At 68.2% G+C, this 14,436-nt stretch carries 14 protein-coding genes; 7 read left to right on the forward strand and 7 right to left on the reverse strand.

Features of this window, described 5'->3' with window-relative positions; genetic code table 11:
• Positions 1 to 8: 8 nt before the first annotated feature.
• The 6 genes from AB0O15_RS02725 (at position 9) to AB0O15_RS02750 (ending at position 5,979) form a co-directional block, all read left to right on the forward strand.
• Entirely contained in the window at positions 9 to 1,067 is a 1,059-nt protein-coding gene (locus AB0O15_RS02725) for a zinc-dependent metalloprotease (RefSeq protein WP_364313099.1), read from the forward strand.
• The gene (gene tilS / locus AB0O15_RS02730; protein WP_364313102.1) at positions 1,068 to 2,018 is read left to right on the forward strand and encodes a tRNA lysidine(34) synthetase TilS; all 951 of its coding nucleotides are present in this window, start codon (positions 1,068 to 1,070) and stop codon (positions 2,016 to 2,018) included.
• Positions 2,019 to 2,124: 106 nt separating this feature from the next.
• Positions 2,125 to 2,700: a hypoxanthine phosphoribosyltransferase gene (hpt, locus tag AB0O15_RS02735; RefSeq protein ID WP_364313105.1), complete on the forward strand. Its 576-nt coding sequence runs from the start codon at positions 2,125 to 2,127 to the stop codon at positions 2,698 to 2,700.
• Positions 2,701 to 2,924: 224 nt separating this feature from the next.
• Entirely contained in the window at positions 2,925 to 4,949 is a 2,025-nt protein-coding gene (gene ftsH, locus AB0O15_RS02740) for an ATP-dependent zinc metalloprotease FtsH (RefSeq protein ID WP_364313107.1), read from the forward strand.
• On the forward strand, positions 4,949 to 5,584 hold the full coding sequence (gene folE / locus AB0O15_RS02745) for a GTP cyclohydrolase I FolE (RefSeq protein WP_364316981.1): 636 nt from the start codon (positions 4,949 to 4,951) through the stop codon (positions 5,582 to 5,584). Before ftsH ends, folE begins: the two co-directional genes overlap by 1 nt.
• Positions 5,581 to 5,979, forward strand: a complete 399-nt coding sequence (locus AB0O15_RS02750; RefSeq protein ID WP_364313110.1) for a RidA family protein — start codon at positions 5,581 to 5,583, stop codon at positions 5,977 to 5,979. Before folE ends, AB0O15_RS02750 begins: the two co-directional genes overlap by 4 nt.
• A gap of 20 nt (positions 5,980 to 5,999) precedes the next feature.
• On the opposite strand, the gene AB0O15_RS02755 is transcribed toward AB0O15_RS02750, so the two are convergent.
• From AB0O15_RS02755 to AB0O15_RS02765, 3 genes are read right to left on the reverse strand one after another with little or no spacing between them, the layout of a single operon-like run.
• Complete coding sequence (locus AB0O15_RS02755) at positions 6,000 to 6,260, reverse strand: hypothetical protein (protein ID WP_364313112.1); 261 nt, start codon at positions 6,258 to 6,260, stop codon at positions 6,000 to 6,002.
• Between the two features lie 10 nt (positions 6,261 to 6,270).
• A complete protein-coding gene (locus tag AB0O15_RS02760) occupies positions 6,271 to 6,942 on the reverse strand; it encodes a hypothetical protein (protein ID WP_364313115.1) in 672 nt (223 codons plus the stop codon).
• Positions 6,939 to 9,158: an FtsK/SpoIIIE domain-containing protein gene (locus AB0O15_RS02765; RefSeq protein ID WP_364316984.1), complete on the reverse strand. Its 2,220-nt coding sequence runs from the start codon at positions 9,156 to 9,158 to the stop codon at positions 6,939 to 6,941. Before AB0O15_RS02765 ends, AB0O15_RS02760 begins: the two co-directional genes overlap by 4 nt.
• Before the next feature lie 614 nt (positions 9,159 to 9,772).
• On the opposite strand from AB0O15_RS02765, the gene AB0O15_RS02770 reads away from it, so the two are divergent.
• On the forward strand, positions 9,773 to 10,213 hold the full coding sequence (locus AB0O15_RS02770; protein WP_364313117.1) for a hypothetical protein: 441 nt from the start codon (positions 9,773 to 9,775) through the stop codon (positions 10,211 to 10,213).
• A 3-nt stretch (positions 10,214 to 10,216) separates the two neighbouring features.
• Here AB0O15_RS02770 and AB0O15_RS02775 read toward each other — a convergent pair whose 3' ends face one another.
• The 4 genes from AB0O15_RS02775 to AB0O15_RS02790 all read right to left on the reverse strand — a co-directional run bounded on the left by AB0O15_RS02775 (position 10,217) and on the right by AB0O15_RS02790 (position 14,435).
• Positions 10,217 to 10,732, reverse strand: a complete 516-nt coding sequence (locus AB0O15_RS02775) for a hypothetical protein (RefSeq protein WP_364313120.1) — start codon at positions 10,730 to 10,732, stop codon at positions 10,217 to 10,219.
• Positions 10,733 to 10,824: 92 nt separating this feature from the next.
• The gene (locus tag AB0O15_RS02780; RefSeq protein ID WP_364313123.1) at positions 10,825 to 11,940 is read right to left on the reverse strand and encodes a M23 family metallopeptidase; all 1,116 of its coding nucleotides are present in this window, start codon (positions 11,938 to 11,940) and stop codon (positions 10,825 to 10,827) included.
• Positions 11,937 to 12,422: a hypothetical protein gene (locus AB0O15_RS02785; protein ID WP_364313126.1), complete on the reverse strand. Its 486-nt coding sequence runs from the start codon at positions 12,420 to 12,422 to the stop codon at positions 11,937 to 11,939. Before AB0O15_RS02785 ends, AB0O15_RS02780 begins: the two co-directional genes overlap by 4 nt.
• A gap of 69 nt (positions 12,423 to 12,491) precedes the next feature.
• Positions 12,492 to 14,435 carry an MFS transporter gene (locus AB0O15_RS02790; protein WP_364313129.1) on the reverse strand — a complete coding sequence of 648 codons (1,944 nt, stop codon included), beginning with the start codon at positions 14,433 to 14,435 and terminating at the stop codon, positions 12,492 to 12,494.
• Position 14,436 lies beyond the last annotated feature (1 nt).

Here is a 14,436-nt window from a genome sequence, read left to right on the forward strand (position 1 = left end):
GTCGATTCATGGCGCAGTTCGTTGACTGGGATCTGGCCGCCGCGACCGCGGGGGCGTTGTCCAAATCCGGCCCCGCGGTCTCCTATGAGGAAGCCATGCAGGTGGTGACCCAGCTGCGTGAGCTGACCGACGAGGCGGCCGGTCACGTGGCCGACTACACGGGGCTGACCTCGCAGGTCGAGGTTCCGCCGGTCCAGGTGGTCGACCGCAAGGACTGGGCGGCGGTGAACATCGCGGGCCTGCGACAGGTGATCAGCCCGCTGGTCACCCGGCTCTCCGGCGACCGGCAACCGGGCGGGGTGGCCGACGCGATCGGCTCCCGGGTCACCGGTGTGCAGGCCGGCACGGTGCTGGCCTATCTCTCCGGCCGGGTCCTCGGGCAGTACGAGGTGTTCTCCGGCGAGCCCGGCCAGCTCCTACTGAACGCGCCGAACATCGTCGAGGTCGAGCGCAAGCTCGATGCCGACCCGCGCGACTTCCGGCTCTGGGTCTGCCTGCACGAGGTGACCCACCGCACCCAGTTCACCGCGGTCCCGTGGATGCGCGGCTACTTCCTGGGCGAGGTGCAGGCCTTCGTCGACGCCTCACAGAGCGGCGGCGAACACATCCTGGAGCGGCTGCGGCGCGGCGTGGCCACGCTGTCCGACGCCCTGCGCGACCCCGACAGCCGGTCCTCGGTGCTCGACATCGTGCAGACGCCGGCCCAGAAGGCGGTGCTCGACCGGCTGACCGCGCTGATGACGTTGCTCGAGGGGCACGCCGAGTTCGTCATGGATGGCGTCGGCCCCGAGGTCATCCCGAGCGTGGAGTCGATCCGGGCCAAGTTCAACCGGCGCCGCGAGACCGGCAACCCGCTGGAGAAGGCGATCCGCCGGGTGCTGGGCATCGAGGTCAAGATGCGGCAGTACGCCGAGGGCCGCAAGTTCGTGCACGGCGCGGTCGAGCGGGTCGGCATGGCCGGCTTCAACAAGATCTTCGAGTCGCCGCTGACTCTGCCGCGGCTCGACGAACTGGGCGACCCGGATGCCTGGGTGGCCCGGGTGCACGGCGGCGTCTCGGCGGGATAGGTGGCGTACCTTCCGGCGCCGGTCGCGGCCACCCGCCGGGCGGTCCGGGCGGCGCTGGCCGGGTTTCCGGCCGAGTCGCTGGTGCTGGTGGCCTGCTCGGGCGGGGCAGATTCGATGGCGCTGGCCGCGGCTTGTTCTTTCGTCGCGCCGCGGCTGGGTTTGCGGGCCGGGCTGGTGACTGTTGATCACGGACTCCAGGCCGGGTCGGCAGCGCGCGCGGCCGCAGTCGTGGCGTGGGCCTCGGGATTTTCGCCCGTTTTGTCGATGGAAGTCTGCGTCACCGGCCCCGGCGGGCCCGAAGCTGCCGCCCGAAATGCGCGATATGCGGCGCTGGAGGCGGCGGCCGAGGAGCACGGCGGCGCGGCGATCCTTCTCGGCCACACCCGCGATGACCAGGCCGAGACGGTGCTGCTGGCGCTGGCCCGGGGGGCCGGCCCGCGCGGGATGTCCGGGATGCCGGCTCGGCGTGGGCGGTTGCTGCGCCCGTTCCTCGGGGTGGCCCGCTCCGACACGCGGAAGGCCTGCGCGGCGCTCGGGCTCGAGATCTGGGACGACCCCCACAACCAGGATTCCGCGTACGCCCGCGCGCGCGTCCGCGCCGATCTGCTCCCCGCGCTGGTCGCCGCCCTGGGCCCGGCCGTGGTCGACAACCTGGCGCGTACGGCCGGCCAGCTCGCCGCCGACAACGCCGCCCTGGACGCGCTGGCCGCGGCCGAGGTCCACGACGAGCTCGAGGTGACCGACCTGTCCGTCCTGCCCGACGCGATCCGCACCCGGGTGCTCCACCAGTGGGCCCGGCGGCTGGGCGTCTCCGGCAGCGCGCTGTCCCACCGGCACGTCGCCGCGCTCGACGCCTTCGTCACCGACTGGCACGGCCAGGGTCCGGCCGCGTTACCGGGCGGGGTGCTGGTGGCCCGGCGGGAGGGACGCCTGAGGCGGGTCGACCTGTGACGGTCGACACCCCGTGTCACGACCGCCTCGGGTTTAGCCGGATTTGCGCTGGTCCGAGCAGTGACCCCGGCCGCCGCTCGCAACCTTCATCAGGCAGGCTAGGCGCATGGCAGACGGCTCCTGGTACGACGCCGACATCGACCACGTGATCCTCTCTGAGGAGCAGATCCGGGAGAAGACCGAGGAACTGGCCAAGCAGGTCTCGGCCGACTACGCCGGCGCCGACGGCGGGCTCCTGCTCGTCTGCGTGCTCAAGGGCGCGGTCATGTTCATGGCCGACTTCGCCCGGTCGCTGGGGCGGACGGGTCCGTCCGTCGAGATGGAGTTCATGGCGGTGTCGTCCTACGGCTCCGGAACCACCTCGTCGGGCGTGGTGCGCATCCTCAAGGACCTCGACCGCGACATCGCCGGCCGACACGTGGTGATCGTCGAAGACATCGTCGACTCCGGCCTCACCCTGTCCTGGCTGATGAAATACCTGCAGAGCCGCTCGCCGGCCAGCGTCGAGGTGGTCGCCCTGGTGCGTAAGCCCGACGCGGTCAAGGTCAGCATCCCGGTGAAGTACATCGGCTTCGACATCCCGAACGAGTTCGTCGTCGGGTACGGGCTCGACTTCGCCGAGCGGTACCGCGAACTGCCGTACATCGGGGTGCTGAAGCCGGACGTGTACGCCCGTAGCTGAACGGGTTCCTCAGCGTCTTCTCAGGAATGCGGCGATTCGCCCGGTTTTCAGCGTCCTAGGGGGTAAACGGTCGGTGTCGGGCGGGTGGGCTCACGGAGTCGCGACCGGCACCCACGGTGTACCGTCGAGTGACCAATGGCGTAGCCCCACGCTCGCCGGAGCAAGTCAGGTGACCAGGACGCCGATCAGGAGGGTCCGGGCGCGCTAATCGCCCGACAGACAGTATGGAACGTACGCGTTTCTTCCGCCGCCCGGTGGTCTGGATCAGTCTGGTGATCATCGGTGCGATTGCGCTGAGCTCAATCTTCACCAGTGGTCCGAGCTACCAGCGAGTTGACACGTCGGTCGCCCTCGAGCGGCTGAACCAGCCGGGCATAAAAAAGGTCCTGATCAAGGACAAAGAGCAGACACTGCAGATCGATCTGGTCTCCGACGAGCGATTCGCCGGCAAAGAGACCAAGCTGATCGAGACGCAGTATCCCTACGAGGCGAGCAACCAGATCCTGTCCGCCGTCCAGCAGGCCAAGGCCGCCGGGCGCGTCCAGGAGAACTTCAACGTCACCGTCTCGGGCGACAGCATCCTGCTCAGTCTGCTGGTCAACCTCCTACCGATCGCGATCCTGGTGATCCTGCTGCTGCTGTTCATGTCGCAGATGCAGGGCGGCGGGTCCCGGGTGCTCAACTTCGGCAAGTCCAAGGCGAAGATGATCACCAAGGACACTCCGAAGACCACGTTCGCCGACGTGGCCGGTGCCGATGAGGCGGTCCAGGAGCTCTACGAGATCAAGGACTTCCTGCAGAACCCGGCCAAATACCAGGCTCTCGGCGCCAAGATCCCCAAGGGTGTGCTGCTGTTCGGCTCGCCCGGAACCGGTAAGACGCTGCTGGCCCGCGCGGTCGCCGGCGAGGCCGGGGTGCCGTTCTACTCGATCTCCGGCTCCGACTTCGTCGAGATGTTCGTCGGTGTCGGCGCCAGCCGGGTCCGTGACCTGTTCGAGCAGGCCAAGGCCAACGCGCCGGCGATCGTCTTCGTCGACGAGATCGACGCCGTCGGCCGCCATCGCGGCGCCGGCATGGGTGGCGGTCACGACGAGCGCGAGCAGACGCTCAACCAGCTGCTGGTCGAGATGGACGGCTTCGACACCAAGGGCGGCGTGATCCTGATCGCGGCGACCAACCGGCCCGACATCCTCGACCCGGCGCTGCTGCGCCCGGGCCGCTTCGACCGGCAGATCCCGGTGGACAACCCGGACATGGAGGGCCGCAAGGCGATCCTCCGGGTGCACGCTAAGGGCAAGCCGTTCACCCCCGACGTCGACCTCGACGCGGTGGCCCGCCGGACGCCCGGGTTCTCCGGCGCCGACCTGGCCAACGTGATCAACGAGGCGGCGCTGCTCACGGCGCGTAACGAGAAGCGGGCGATCAGCAACTACTTCCTCGAGGAGTCGATCGACCGCGTCATCGCCGGCCCCGAGCGCAAGACCCGGGCGATGAGCGACAAGGAAAAGAAGATCACCGCCTACCACGAGGGCGGGCACGCGCTGGTGGCGTACGCGCTGCCACACTCCGCCCCGGTGCACAAGGTGACGATCCTGCCGCGCGGCCGCTCCCTGGGCCACACGCTGGTGCTGCCGACCGAGGACAAGTACACCCAGACCCGGGCCGAGATGATCGACACCTTGGCCTACGCCCTGGGTGGCCGGGCCGCCGAAGAACTCGTCTTCCACGAGCCCACCACCGGTGCCGGCAACGACATCGAGAAGGCCTCCGGGCTGGCCCGGGCCATGGTCACGCAGTACGGCATGAGCTCCAAGCTGGGCGCGGTCAAGTACGGCACCAGCGGTGACGAGCCCTTCATGGGTCGCAACATGGGCCACGAGAAGGACTACTCCGACTCGGTCGCCGCCGACATCGACGGCGAGGTCCGGGCGCTCATCGAGCTCGCGCACGACGAGGCGTGGGAGATCCTGGTGGAATACCGGGATGTCCTCGACGATATGGTGCTCGAGCTGATGGAGAAGGAAACCATCACCCAGGACGACATGAACCGCATCTGCGCCCGGGTGCAGAAGCGTCCTCCGATGGCTCCGTTCAACGGCTTCGGCAAGCGCCTGCCGTCCTCGGCGCCGCCGGTCCTCACCCCGTCCGAGCAGTCCGCGCTGAAGGCTCAGGCCGAGGCGGACGGCCAGGCAGCGGTCGGTCCCGGCCCTTCCGGCAACACCAGCAATGGCTCGGAAGGCGGCCACTGATCGGCGAGCTCGACTATCTCGCGGCGCGACTGGTCGACGGCAAGCTCAACGGGTCTCCCGTCGAGGACGCCGTCGACCTGCCGCGGATCGAGAACGCGGTCCGGGAGATCCTCATCGCGATCGGTGAGGACCCGGACCGTGACGGCCTCCAACGCACCCCGTCCCGGGTCGCGCGGGCCTACGCGGAACTCTTCGCCGGCCTGCGGGTCGACCCCTCCCTGGTGGTCACCACGACGTTCGAGGCCAACCACGAGGAACTCGTGCTGGTCCGCGACATCGAGGTCCAGAGCGTGTGCGAGCACCACCTGCTGCCCTTCATCGGCAGCGCGCACATCGGCTACATCCCCGGCGCCGACGGCCGTATCACCGGCCTGTCCAAGCTGGCCCGCCTGGTCGAGGTGTTCGCCCGCCGCCCGCAGGTGCAGGAACGCCTCACCTCGGAGATCGCCGATCTGCTGATGAAGCAGCTGGCGGCGCGCGGCGTCATCGTGGTGCTGGAGTGCCGGCACCTGTGCATGGAAATGCGTGGCATCCGCAAGGTCGGCGCCCGTACGGTCACCTCGGCGGTCCGCGGCGCGTTCCAGCGCGACGGCAAGGTCCGCGCCGAAGCGATGGCTCTGATAAACGCGAGGTGACCTTGCTACATCGATCCAACCCACCAGGTCTGCACCAGCCGGACGGCTACTCGCACATCACCGTCTCCGACGCCGGCCGCATGATCCACTTTGCCGGTCAGTGTCCCCTCGACATCGACGACAAGGTGGTCGGCGACGACTTCCTTACCCAGACCGACCAGGTCATCTCCAACTGCCTGGCCGTCCTCGCGGCCGCCGAGGTCAGCGCCGCCGACGTGGTGCGATCCGTCGTCTACGTGGTCAGCACCGACAGCGACGACCTCGGGGCGGTCTGGCGCCGGCTGATGGCCTCGCCACTGGCGCCGGCCTTCACCACGGCCAGCACCCTGCTCGGCGTCGCCGCCCTCGGCTACCGCGGCCAGCTCATCGAGGTCGACCTGACTGCTGTCGGTTAGGCCGGGTTATGAAACACGGCCTACACGATCATCCGGTAGGTGTTGCCGGAGTCGATCGCACCGCGGGCCAGCGTCGCCGCCTCGTCCAGCCGCATCCGGGCCTGCTCGAGCTGGGCAATGGCCGACGCCACGGACGGGTGGAACGACCCGATCGCCGTCATCCGGAGCAGCGTCAGCGCGTCATCGAGCTGCTGCGTCACATGCTGGATGCCGGTGACCGCCCGCTCCGCGCCGTCGACCGACGCGGCCACGTTCGCCTTGACCTCTTCGACACTGGCCACCGAGCCGCCCCTAGTTCACGAACTGCAGCAGGCCGACGGCCATGCAGGTCAGCAGCACCGGCGTCAGGCACGCGACCACGCCGACCAGCGGGGTCCGGTCCACCTTCTCCGGGCCGCCGCCATAGACGAACCCGATCGTCACCCAGCCCATCCCGAACGCCAGCAGCGGCATGCTCAGCCCGCACAGCAGCGCGTAGGTGGGCACCGAGCCGGCCGGCGCCACCAGGTAGAGCACGATCTGCACGATCAGCACGGCGGCGGCGAACGGGCCGTAGACCAGCAGGTTCCGCGCCCACGGCCGCAGCGACGAGATCCGCTTGGCCGGCGAGTTCAGCATCGCCGCGTCGGCCGCATCCGCCGTACCCCGGGCCTGCCGCAACGCCGCCAGCACGGCGACCGGCCCACCGGCCATCGCGAGCACCTGGTCACCGGCCTGCGGCACCAGATCCTGATCGGGTACGCCGAACTCCTGCGCCAACCGGGCGCGCTGCGGTGCGAGCCGCGCGCGTACCCCCGAAAGCTCCTGCCTCGCGGCCTGCAGAGCCGCCGCCTGCTCACCCGCGGTGACGCTCGCCTCGCGCCGCACCGCGTCCAAGCGTTGCGCCGCGGCCAGATAGTCTGCCCACGGCCCATGGGCGGGCGTCTTCTGGGTCGGTATCTCGTGGGTCGTCGGCTCGGTCATCCGTCCGCCTCCGGCAGCACGAACGGCACCACGACATCGGACCGGTCGGTCTGCCGGTCGTAGAGCAGCGCCCGGTTCGCCCGCGGGTGCCAGTCGACCGTCCGTCCCAGCATCAGCGTGACGTCCTGCTGCGTGCAGTTCAGGAACAGCAGGCCGGCCACGTCTTCCCGGCCCATGCTGCCGCCCGTCTCCTCGGTGAACCGCCGGGTGCCCCGCCACCACGACAGCAGGTGCACGCCGCGGCTCGGTCCCTCACGCAACACCTGACGCAGCGACGGCAGCGTCCCCGGGCTGGCCGCGTCCATCCCGAACACCACCAGATAGCCCGGCTGCTCCAGGGTGAGCTGGGCGGCCAGGCCGGACGCGCCGACCGCCACCACCTCTTGCCGGTGGCCGATCTCCACCGCCAGGTCCTTGGCCAGCTCATCGCCTTCGGCGACCAGGGACGAGATGACAAAGCGGGCGGTACGCGGCGCGTGGAAGGCCGCCACGCTCAAGGCGGCGGCCTGCAACACCTCGGCGCCGTCCGGCCGCGACCCGAAGATTGCCAGGTGCCGCCCCGGGGACGCGTCCAGCGGGAACGACGCCGTCGACAGCTGCACGTCGATGGACCGGCCGACCAGCGCCGCCGGGCGGCCCGCGCGCCCGGCCAGCGCCGCGCGGTAGGTGGGGTCGTCGGCCAGGTGCTGCTGGGCGTACCCGGCGAAGATCCGCGGCGCCGGCGACTCGGGGTCACGGGCGCCCCACAGCTTGTGCCGCAGGTCGCTGAGCGCCTCTTTGTCGGCGTGCGGGTCGGGGAAGCGCACGATGCGTTCGTGGGCGCGGGTGGCGCCACGCGGGCCACCCAGGCCACCGGCCGTGTTCATCACCGCGGTGCCCAGGGCCAGGCCGGCCGCCGAGTCGTTGGTCGGCTCCAGCACGTCGCCGCCGCCCGGCAGGGCGACCCGCACCGGGAACTGGCCGAAGATCGAGTCACGCTTGGTGTAGAGCGCCTCCACGCCGAGCACGGTCTGGCTGGCCAGGACCAGATGGATGCCGTACGACCGGCCCTTGCGCGCCAGCGACTCAAGCAGGCCGACCGCCTCGGAGGCGATCGGATCGTTGCCGGACAGCAGCACCTGGAACTCGTCGATGACGCAGAGCACCCGGGGCAGCGACTTGCCCCGGCCCTCCTCGGCGGCCACCGCGCGCAGATCGGCGAACTTCGTCACACCGGCCCGCTTGTACGCCACCGACCGGCGGGTCATCTCGGCGTCCAGTTCACGCAGGACGGCCAGTCCGTACTCCCGGTCGGACTCGACACCGACCGCCCGCGCGTGCGGCAGCCAGGTGCGGTCGCGCTGGGTCGGCACGAACTCGGCGAACGAGACGCCTTCCTTGAAGTCGAGCAGGTAGAGGGCGAGCTCGGCCGGGCTGAACCGGGCGCACAACCCGTACAGCACGTTGATCAGGAAGGCCGTCTTGCCGGCGCCGGACCGGCCGCCGACCATCCAGTGTGGCGTCAGGTCGTTGAACTGGAGCATCACCGGGTTGTCGCCGGCCTGCCCGACCGGGGTGCTCAGCCCGTCGGCGGCGTCCCCCGCCCAGATCTCCTCGCCCGGTTCCGGCAGCAGATCGGCCAGCGTCACCTGGGCGGCCTGCGCCGAACTCGCGGCCAGTTCCTGGCAGACGGCGTCAATCAGGTGGGGCGGTGGGTCGTCGTCGAGGAACACCGGCACGTCGAAGAACCCGTCGACCCCGGCGGTGAACGCGCCGGCCGGGGTGTTGCCGATGCGTACATCCGGGTTGAGCAACGCGATCGCGGTCGAGTGAGGCAGCATCCCCTGCTGACTGTCGCCGGTGTTCTCCGGCGGCGGTGGCCAGCCCGCGACGATCAGGTGCAGTCCCGCCTCGGGCCCCTGCTGGGCCAGCAGCGCGATCTGGCTCAACTCGCCCCACGCGGTCGGCGGCAGGCTGGCGATGACCAGCAACATCACCTTGTCGCGGCGGCTGCGCCGAGACCCTTCACCCCGACGGGTACGAAGCCACTTCTGCACTTCGTTCAGGGTGTCCCGCAGCCCCGCCTGGTCGGTCGCCACCGGTTCCATCACGCCGGCGTCGGTCAGCGGCTCGAACGGCGCGAACACCGTTCCCCCACCCGCGCAGTCAACCGCCCGCACCAGCAACGACCCGGCCGGCGCCGCGGCCAGCAGCCGCAGCACGACGCTCCGCAGCATGCCGCCGACCCGGGCATCGCGCGCATCCTGGTCGATGGTCAGGTTGCCGGTCCCCAGCAGCGGAACAATCGCCGGGAACGTGGCATCGTCGAGTGGCTGCGCCACACCCACCCGCACGAACTGAGGCAGCCCAGCACCACCCAGCGGCGTATTGGCCGACCGAGCCTCCAGCGGCGCACCCAGCCACCCCGGGGCGAGCGCCTGCGCCGCGACCCGCAACTCTTCCGCCAGCGCATGCTGCTCACGCGGATCGGCCGCGGCCGGCCCTTGCGCGTCAAGCGCGGCGGCCGCCGCAGCGACGGTGGCCTCGGCCTGCCGGTGCAGGGCAGCGGCCTGATCGATCCGGGAACTCGATTCCGCCACCGCCTCACCTCCCTGTGTGCGCTCAAACCGTATCCCAGCCACGCCGCCGCTTCGCGTTCCGTAGCCCAAGCGCCTTCCGTGGCGCAGGTCGATCAATCCCCACACGCACTAAAGTCGACACCGTGCACCCACCGGAGCCCCCCACCCCCCCGGCGCAGCCACCCCCAGCCGCGCCTCCCCAGGGCGCCCCACCACCCCCACCCCCCGGCGTGCCGCCCCCCGCACCCGCCACACCTTCCCGAAACCGCCGCATGCGCCTCTTCCTGGCCATGGCAGCAGGCATCGTGGCGTTGCTCTGCCTAGGCGGCGTAGGCGTCTTCGTCTCCCTCTACGACGACGCAACCAAGATCAAGCGCACAGAGCCCGACGCGGTCGTCGACTCATACCTGCGGGCCTACCTGGTCAATCGCGATCCGGGGGAGACGTCTCTGTTCACCTGCTCCTCTGGCGGAGACTTCACGCAGATCGAAGCGTTTCGAGGCCAGATCGAGTCGACTGAAAAGCAATACACGGTCGGCGTTCGGGTGTCGTGGACGAGCCTGGAGGTCACCGCCGTCAACGGGCAGACGACCGTGTCGACCGATGTGATCCGCACTCTCACCGACAACAGCGAACGGGATACTCAACGTTGGTCGTTCACGATGGTCGACCAAGATGGTTGGCGCGTCTGCAAGGCCTCTCAGCTTGCCTGAATCTCACTCCACCCAAAGTTGGATGACCGGGACCTCGAGAGTGCTCGGAGCGCGGCCGCTCCAACTCCACCGATACCACTCTAATTCGGTGGTGACGCGTACACAGATGTCGCCACCACCGTTTGTGTGGATCTCGGTGACACCTCGGAGGTCACGTCGCTCGCCGCCACCATCGAGAATCTGGATCACACGGCGTCCTGTGATGACATCGGCGTCGAGTGCAGCCACCGGATTGCGACGTGGCGGCCCGTCCAATGAGACAAGGCGCGAGGTCATGTCCCCGTCCAAGTTCGTCGTTCCAGCAAGACCATATTCTTCTGCCCAGACCCGCTCGACTGGAACCATCGGTGCGAAAACCTCGGTCTGTTCGGCTTCGGCGCGATACCACTCTGATTCGGACATGACCGGCACATAGGTTCGGCTGCCCTGGACGACTTTCTCATCCGCGCGCATATCAGTACGCCACCCCATGCCTGGCAAGCCAATGAGCACACGGCGGCCGCGCAACGCCCCAGCCATGATGGCCGGCGTAGGCACGAGAGGTCGAGGGCCCTCATGCTCCCAACCGCCGGCTTGACCGCCGAAGGGATCAGGCATCGCGCCGCCACTGCTCACTCGTCGCCTCCGAGGGGCGCGCCCTGCTCCCGCATGAAGCGAACAGGGTCGATCGCACCATTGCTCGTCCGGTCATTGTTCAGGTGCACTTCGAAGTGGAGGTGCGGCCCGGAGGAGTTGCCGCTCGTGCCCACCCGTCCGATGATGTCGCCGGCGGTCACTTCCTGTCCGACCGTTACGAATGGCCGCTGCACCATATGGCAGTAGCGTGTCATCACTTTGTTGGCGTGCACGATCTCCACCATCCATCCGCACCCTCCCTTGCCCGGGTAGCCGTCGACGTCGCAGGTTCGCCGTCCGCGGTGGTCCTCGTTGCATTTGACCACCGACACCACGCCGCTCGATACGGCGGCGATCGGTGTGTAGCGTCCGATGATCAGATCGACGCCTTGATGGGTGGGGCGCTGCGGGGTACGGAAACCGGAGCCCACCACCGCCTTTAGTGGGATCGTGTAGCCGGAGGCCGCGACCTGTCCGCCCGCAGCGCAGGCCATGGCCAACGAATTGCCAACCGCATTGGCCGCTCCGTGAGCGAGTTGGTTGACGATAATGGCGGCGATCGCCTCATGCTTGGCATAGGCATTCGGGTAAGCGCTCCGTTGAACCTTTTGCGCCGCCTTGGTAAGCGACATCTTGTCCCAATTTTTGACGGTCTGGAGCTTCTCGTAAAACTTTCGGCTCGCGTAAACCGGATCTTGGACCTGCGCCGGTGTACCCCACCCAGCGCTTGGCCGCTGCTGGAAGAGCCCGAGGGAGTCGTGGTCGTTCGCCGCGCCCAGGTTGCCATAATTGTGAAGCGTTGACTCTTGCATGGCCGTGGCGACGGCGATCACCCAGGCACGCGGGGGTAGTTTGAGGTCTGCTCCGACGTTGATGATGATCGCAGCATTACGGATCTGCTCCGGACCGTAGTCGGAGATTGACGGCAGTTCGCTGTTCTCATCGATGGGACCGCCCTGACCGCATCCAAGCGTGGAGAACGCATTGGTATTTTCCTCGCTGCCTAAACCGCCGAGCAGGATGGCGCTGACGCTGCCGCCGCAACACAGCAGGACCAGCGTCGCGACCAGGGCGATCAGCAGGCCAAGACGAGACGGCCGTGGAATCCTCACGGCCCGTCCCAGTCGATGGCGCTCACCAGCCATCTTCCTTCTGGCGCGACCAGACGCAGAGTGAGTTTTCCGGAGTCCGTCTCGATGACGGCGTCGAGCAGGTTCTCTCCAACCGGTACCAGTTTCGGCTGGCCGTTCACCCGGTCGGCCGGTACATCGGCCGGATCGGTGCCGGTTAGATCGTCCGATAATTCCTTGGTGGCATTCGGTACCAGGCGGTCACGCCATTTCTTCGCGGAAACGTTGCGATGGTCGACCCACGCTCCGGCAAAGGCGTACGCGACTGCCGCCGGCTGCGCGGTACCGGGGCTCGTGCTGGGCTGCGGGGGCGGTTCCGGCGAGATGACGCTGTCCTCGTCCTCGGGCTTCGCGCTCAACGCTGGCTCCGGCGAACCAGCACCGACGGATGGGCGCGTCCTATTTGAGCCGTCGGAGAAAATGCGGCCGATCCCGACCACCGCCAGCACGATGATCGCGATCACGATCGCTACGCCCCATCGTGACCGGAATAGTCCGGTGAGTCCTCGTTCGAACAAGCGCGCCATCGAATGTCACTTCGCCTCGGTGCGCACTCGCGGCTCGGAAGGCTCCCGCGTCGTGCTGCCCGTCTCCGGACGGTAAATGGCGTAGGAGGCAGGGCGTTCGGCGACGTCAGGTTCGGACCAGGTGGGCGTCCGGCGCGGCTGAGCGGGTGCTCCAGTTGGCGGTCCGGTCGGCTCACGCTTGGCCGGAACGTCCTCGACCTTGGTTTCCGCACCGTCACGACGCGGCGTGGGTACGGCCGTTTCTGGCCTTTGATCGCGACGGCCCACCTGCGGGAGCTTCCGGCCCGGCTGGGTCTGCGAAGGGTCCTCGTTCCGCGACTCGGGCCGCTGGATGGCCGTCGGCCCGCCAACAGGATCGACCGAGATAGTCTTCGACCTTCCCTCGTCGTCATTAACGACGTAGTCGCGGCCACGCCGGAAAAAGACGCCTTCGAAAAGCCGGGAAAGCTGCTGCGTCGAGTTCTTGCCGCCGAGCTGGGTGATGCGCGTATAGGGTCGAAGCAATACCCATCCGACCACACCGCAAAGGAAGACCAGGACAACTTGCAGCCAACCTGCAAGGCTCGCGGTGTTCATGATCAGGTCGACGGCGAACAGATAGATCGCCGACCCGGTGCCGAAGATTGCGATGTTGAAGACCGCGGCGACGACGGCATTGCCCAGCCGCTTGATTCCCGCACTGGCTGGGCGAAGCAGCCCGATCGTGCCGAGAATGGGAGCCGCGATCACGGCCCACCGGAAGATCAGGAAGCCGAGCAGCACTAGCAGCGACGCGGTCAGGTCGAACAACGCGAACATCAGGGAAGCAAGCATCGCTATGAATCCAGCCCCGACACGGTCCATGCCGTTGATGCCTTTGAGGTACCCGTAAGCCTCTTGGTCCTCTCGGCTTACCTGCTCAGCGACCCTTTTCCACTGGTCCTTCTTGCCGTTCAGAACCGCGTCACGTGTGTTTGGGTTGTCGCGGATGCGTTTGGCTTCGTCCCAGGTCAACGAACGAGCGTCGTACAGCGCCGGACCATACTTCTTGGCGGTAGCGTTGTCTGCCGAGCCGAGCAAGCCGCGCAGCCAGTTGCGGTAGAGCATAGTTTCCGTAGCGGTATCGCTTGCCCGGACCGCGGGCGGGCGGTTGTCTTTGCACGAGGTACCGCTGAGCTTGCAGCGCGTGTTGGTGTTCTCGTTCGCTGGGCGTGGACCGACCGCGTCGTGGACAACGCTGAGAGTTGAGACCAGCGTTTGGTCGGCGAGCCGGGCGGACTGGACCGGCCACGACGCAATGGCGGTGACGATGACCATCACGAGAAGAGCCCAACCAGCCGTAGTTGTGGCGGCACCCATTTCTGCTTGCCTGGATCGCCAGATCAGGTACAGCCCGACGATCGCCAAGGTGACGACTCCGAAGACGCTGAAGACCTTTTCGTAGACGGCCCGGGTCGCTTCCTGCACCAGCGGATCCGCCCAGCCCCACAGAGCCTCGGGATCCCATGCCCGTTCCCGGAGCGCGTTCGAGGCGCCGATTACAGCCGTCGCGATCATGAACTCGCCGTTGGCAACGGTGGTCTCGAACTTGTACTCCGGATCGATAAGGGAAGACGCGCACCCGTTGTCCAGGTCGTAAGTCGTGTAGCTGTATCCCGCGTAGCCGTAGTCGCTGTATAAGCCTGGAAAGCCGCCGGACTTCGGTCGCTCCGCGAACCAGCCGGCCAGGCCAGAGTCAGGAGTGCTCGGTTGAGGAGCGTTGAGACATTGCGCCCGCCCTTCGCCAACTTCGGCGAGCCGCTTGACGCAGCCCTTCATGTCCTTCTGCCACTCTTCGAGGCTGCAAGCGCCCGCCGGGGCGCGCTCCAGGACCGGGGCCGCGGTCGCCGGGACTGGGGCCGCCACCGCCCATGCGATGGACGCCACCGCTGCGACCAGCAAAGTCAGCACCGTAGCCAGCGCCCGCCGCATC

The organism is Actinoplanes sp. NPDC089786 (genome assembly GCF_040684855.1).
Taxonomy (GTDB): Bacteria; Actinomycetota; Actinomycetes; order Mycobacteriales; family Micromonosporaceae; genus Actinoplanes.

Excerpts from the sequence above, each read along its gene's own strand:
- AB0O15_RS02725 (WP_364313099.1), top strand. The coding sequence starts at position 9 with ATGGCGCAGTTCGTTGACTGGGATCTGGCCGCCGCGACCGCGGGGGCG.
- hpt (WP_364313105.1), top strand. The coding sequence starts at position 2,125 with ATGGCAGACGGCTCCTGGTACGACGCCGACATCGACCACGTGATCCTC.
- ftsH (WP_364313107.1), top strand. The coding sequence starts at position 2,925 with ATGGAACGTACGCGTTTCTTCCGCCGCCCGGTGGTCTGGATCAGTCTG.
- AB0O15_RS02760 (WP_364313115.1), bottom strand. The coding sequence starts at position 6,942 with ATGACCGAGCCGACGACCCACGAGATACCGACCCAGAAGACGCCCGCC.
- AB0O15_RS02765 (WP_364316984.1), bottom strand. The coding sequence starts at position 9,158 with ATGCTGCGGAGCGTCGTGCTGCGGCTGCTGGCCGCGGCGCCGGCCGGG.
- AB0O15_RS02770 (WP_364313117.1), top strand. The coding sequence starts at position 9,773 with ATGCGCCTCTTCCTGGCCATGGCAGCAGGCATCGTGGCGTTGCTCTGC.
- AB0O15_RS02775 (WP_364313120.1), bottom strand. The coding sequence starts at position 10,732 with ATGGCTGGGGCGTTGCGCGGCCGCCGTGTGCTCATTGGCTTGCCAGGC.
- AB0O15_RS02790 (WP_364313129.1), bottom strand. The coding sequence starts at position 14,435 with ATGCGGCGGGCGCTGGCTACGGTGCTGACTTTGCTGGTCGCAGCGGTG.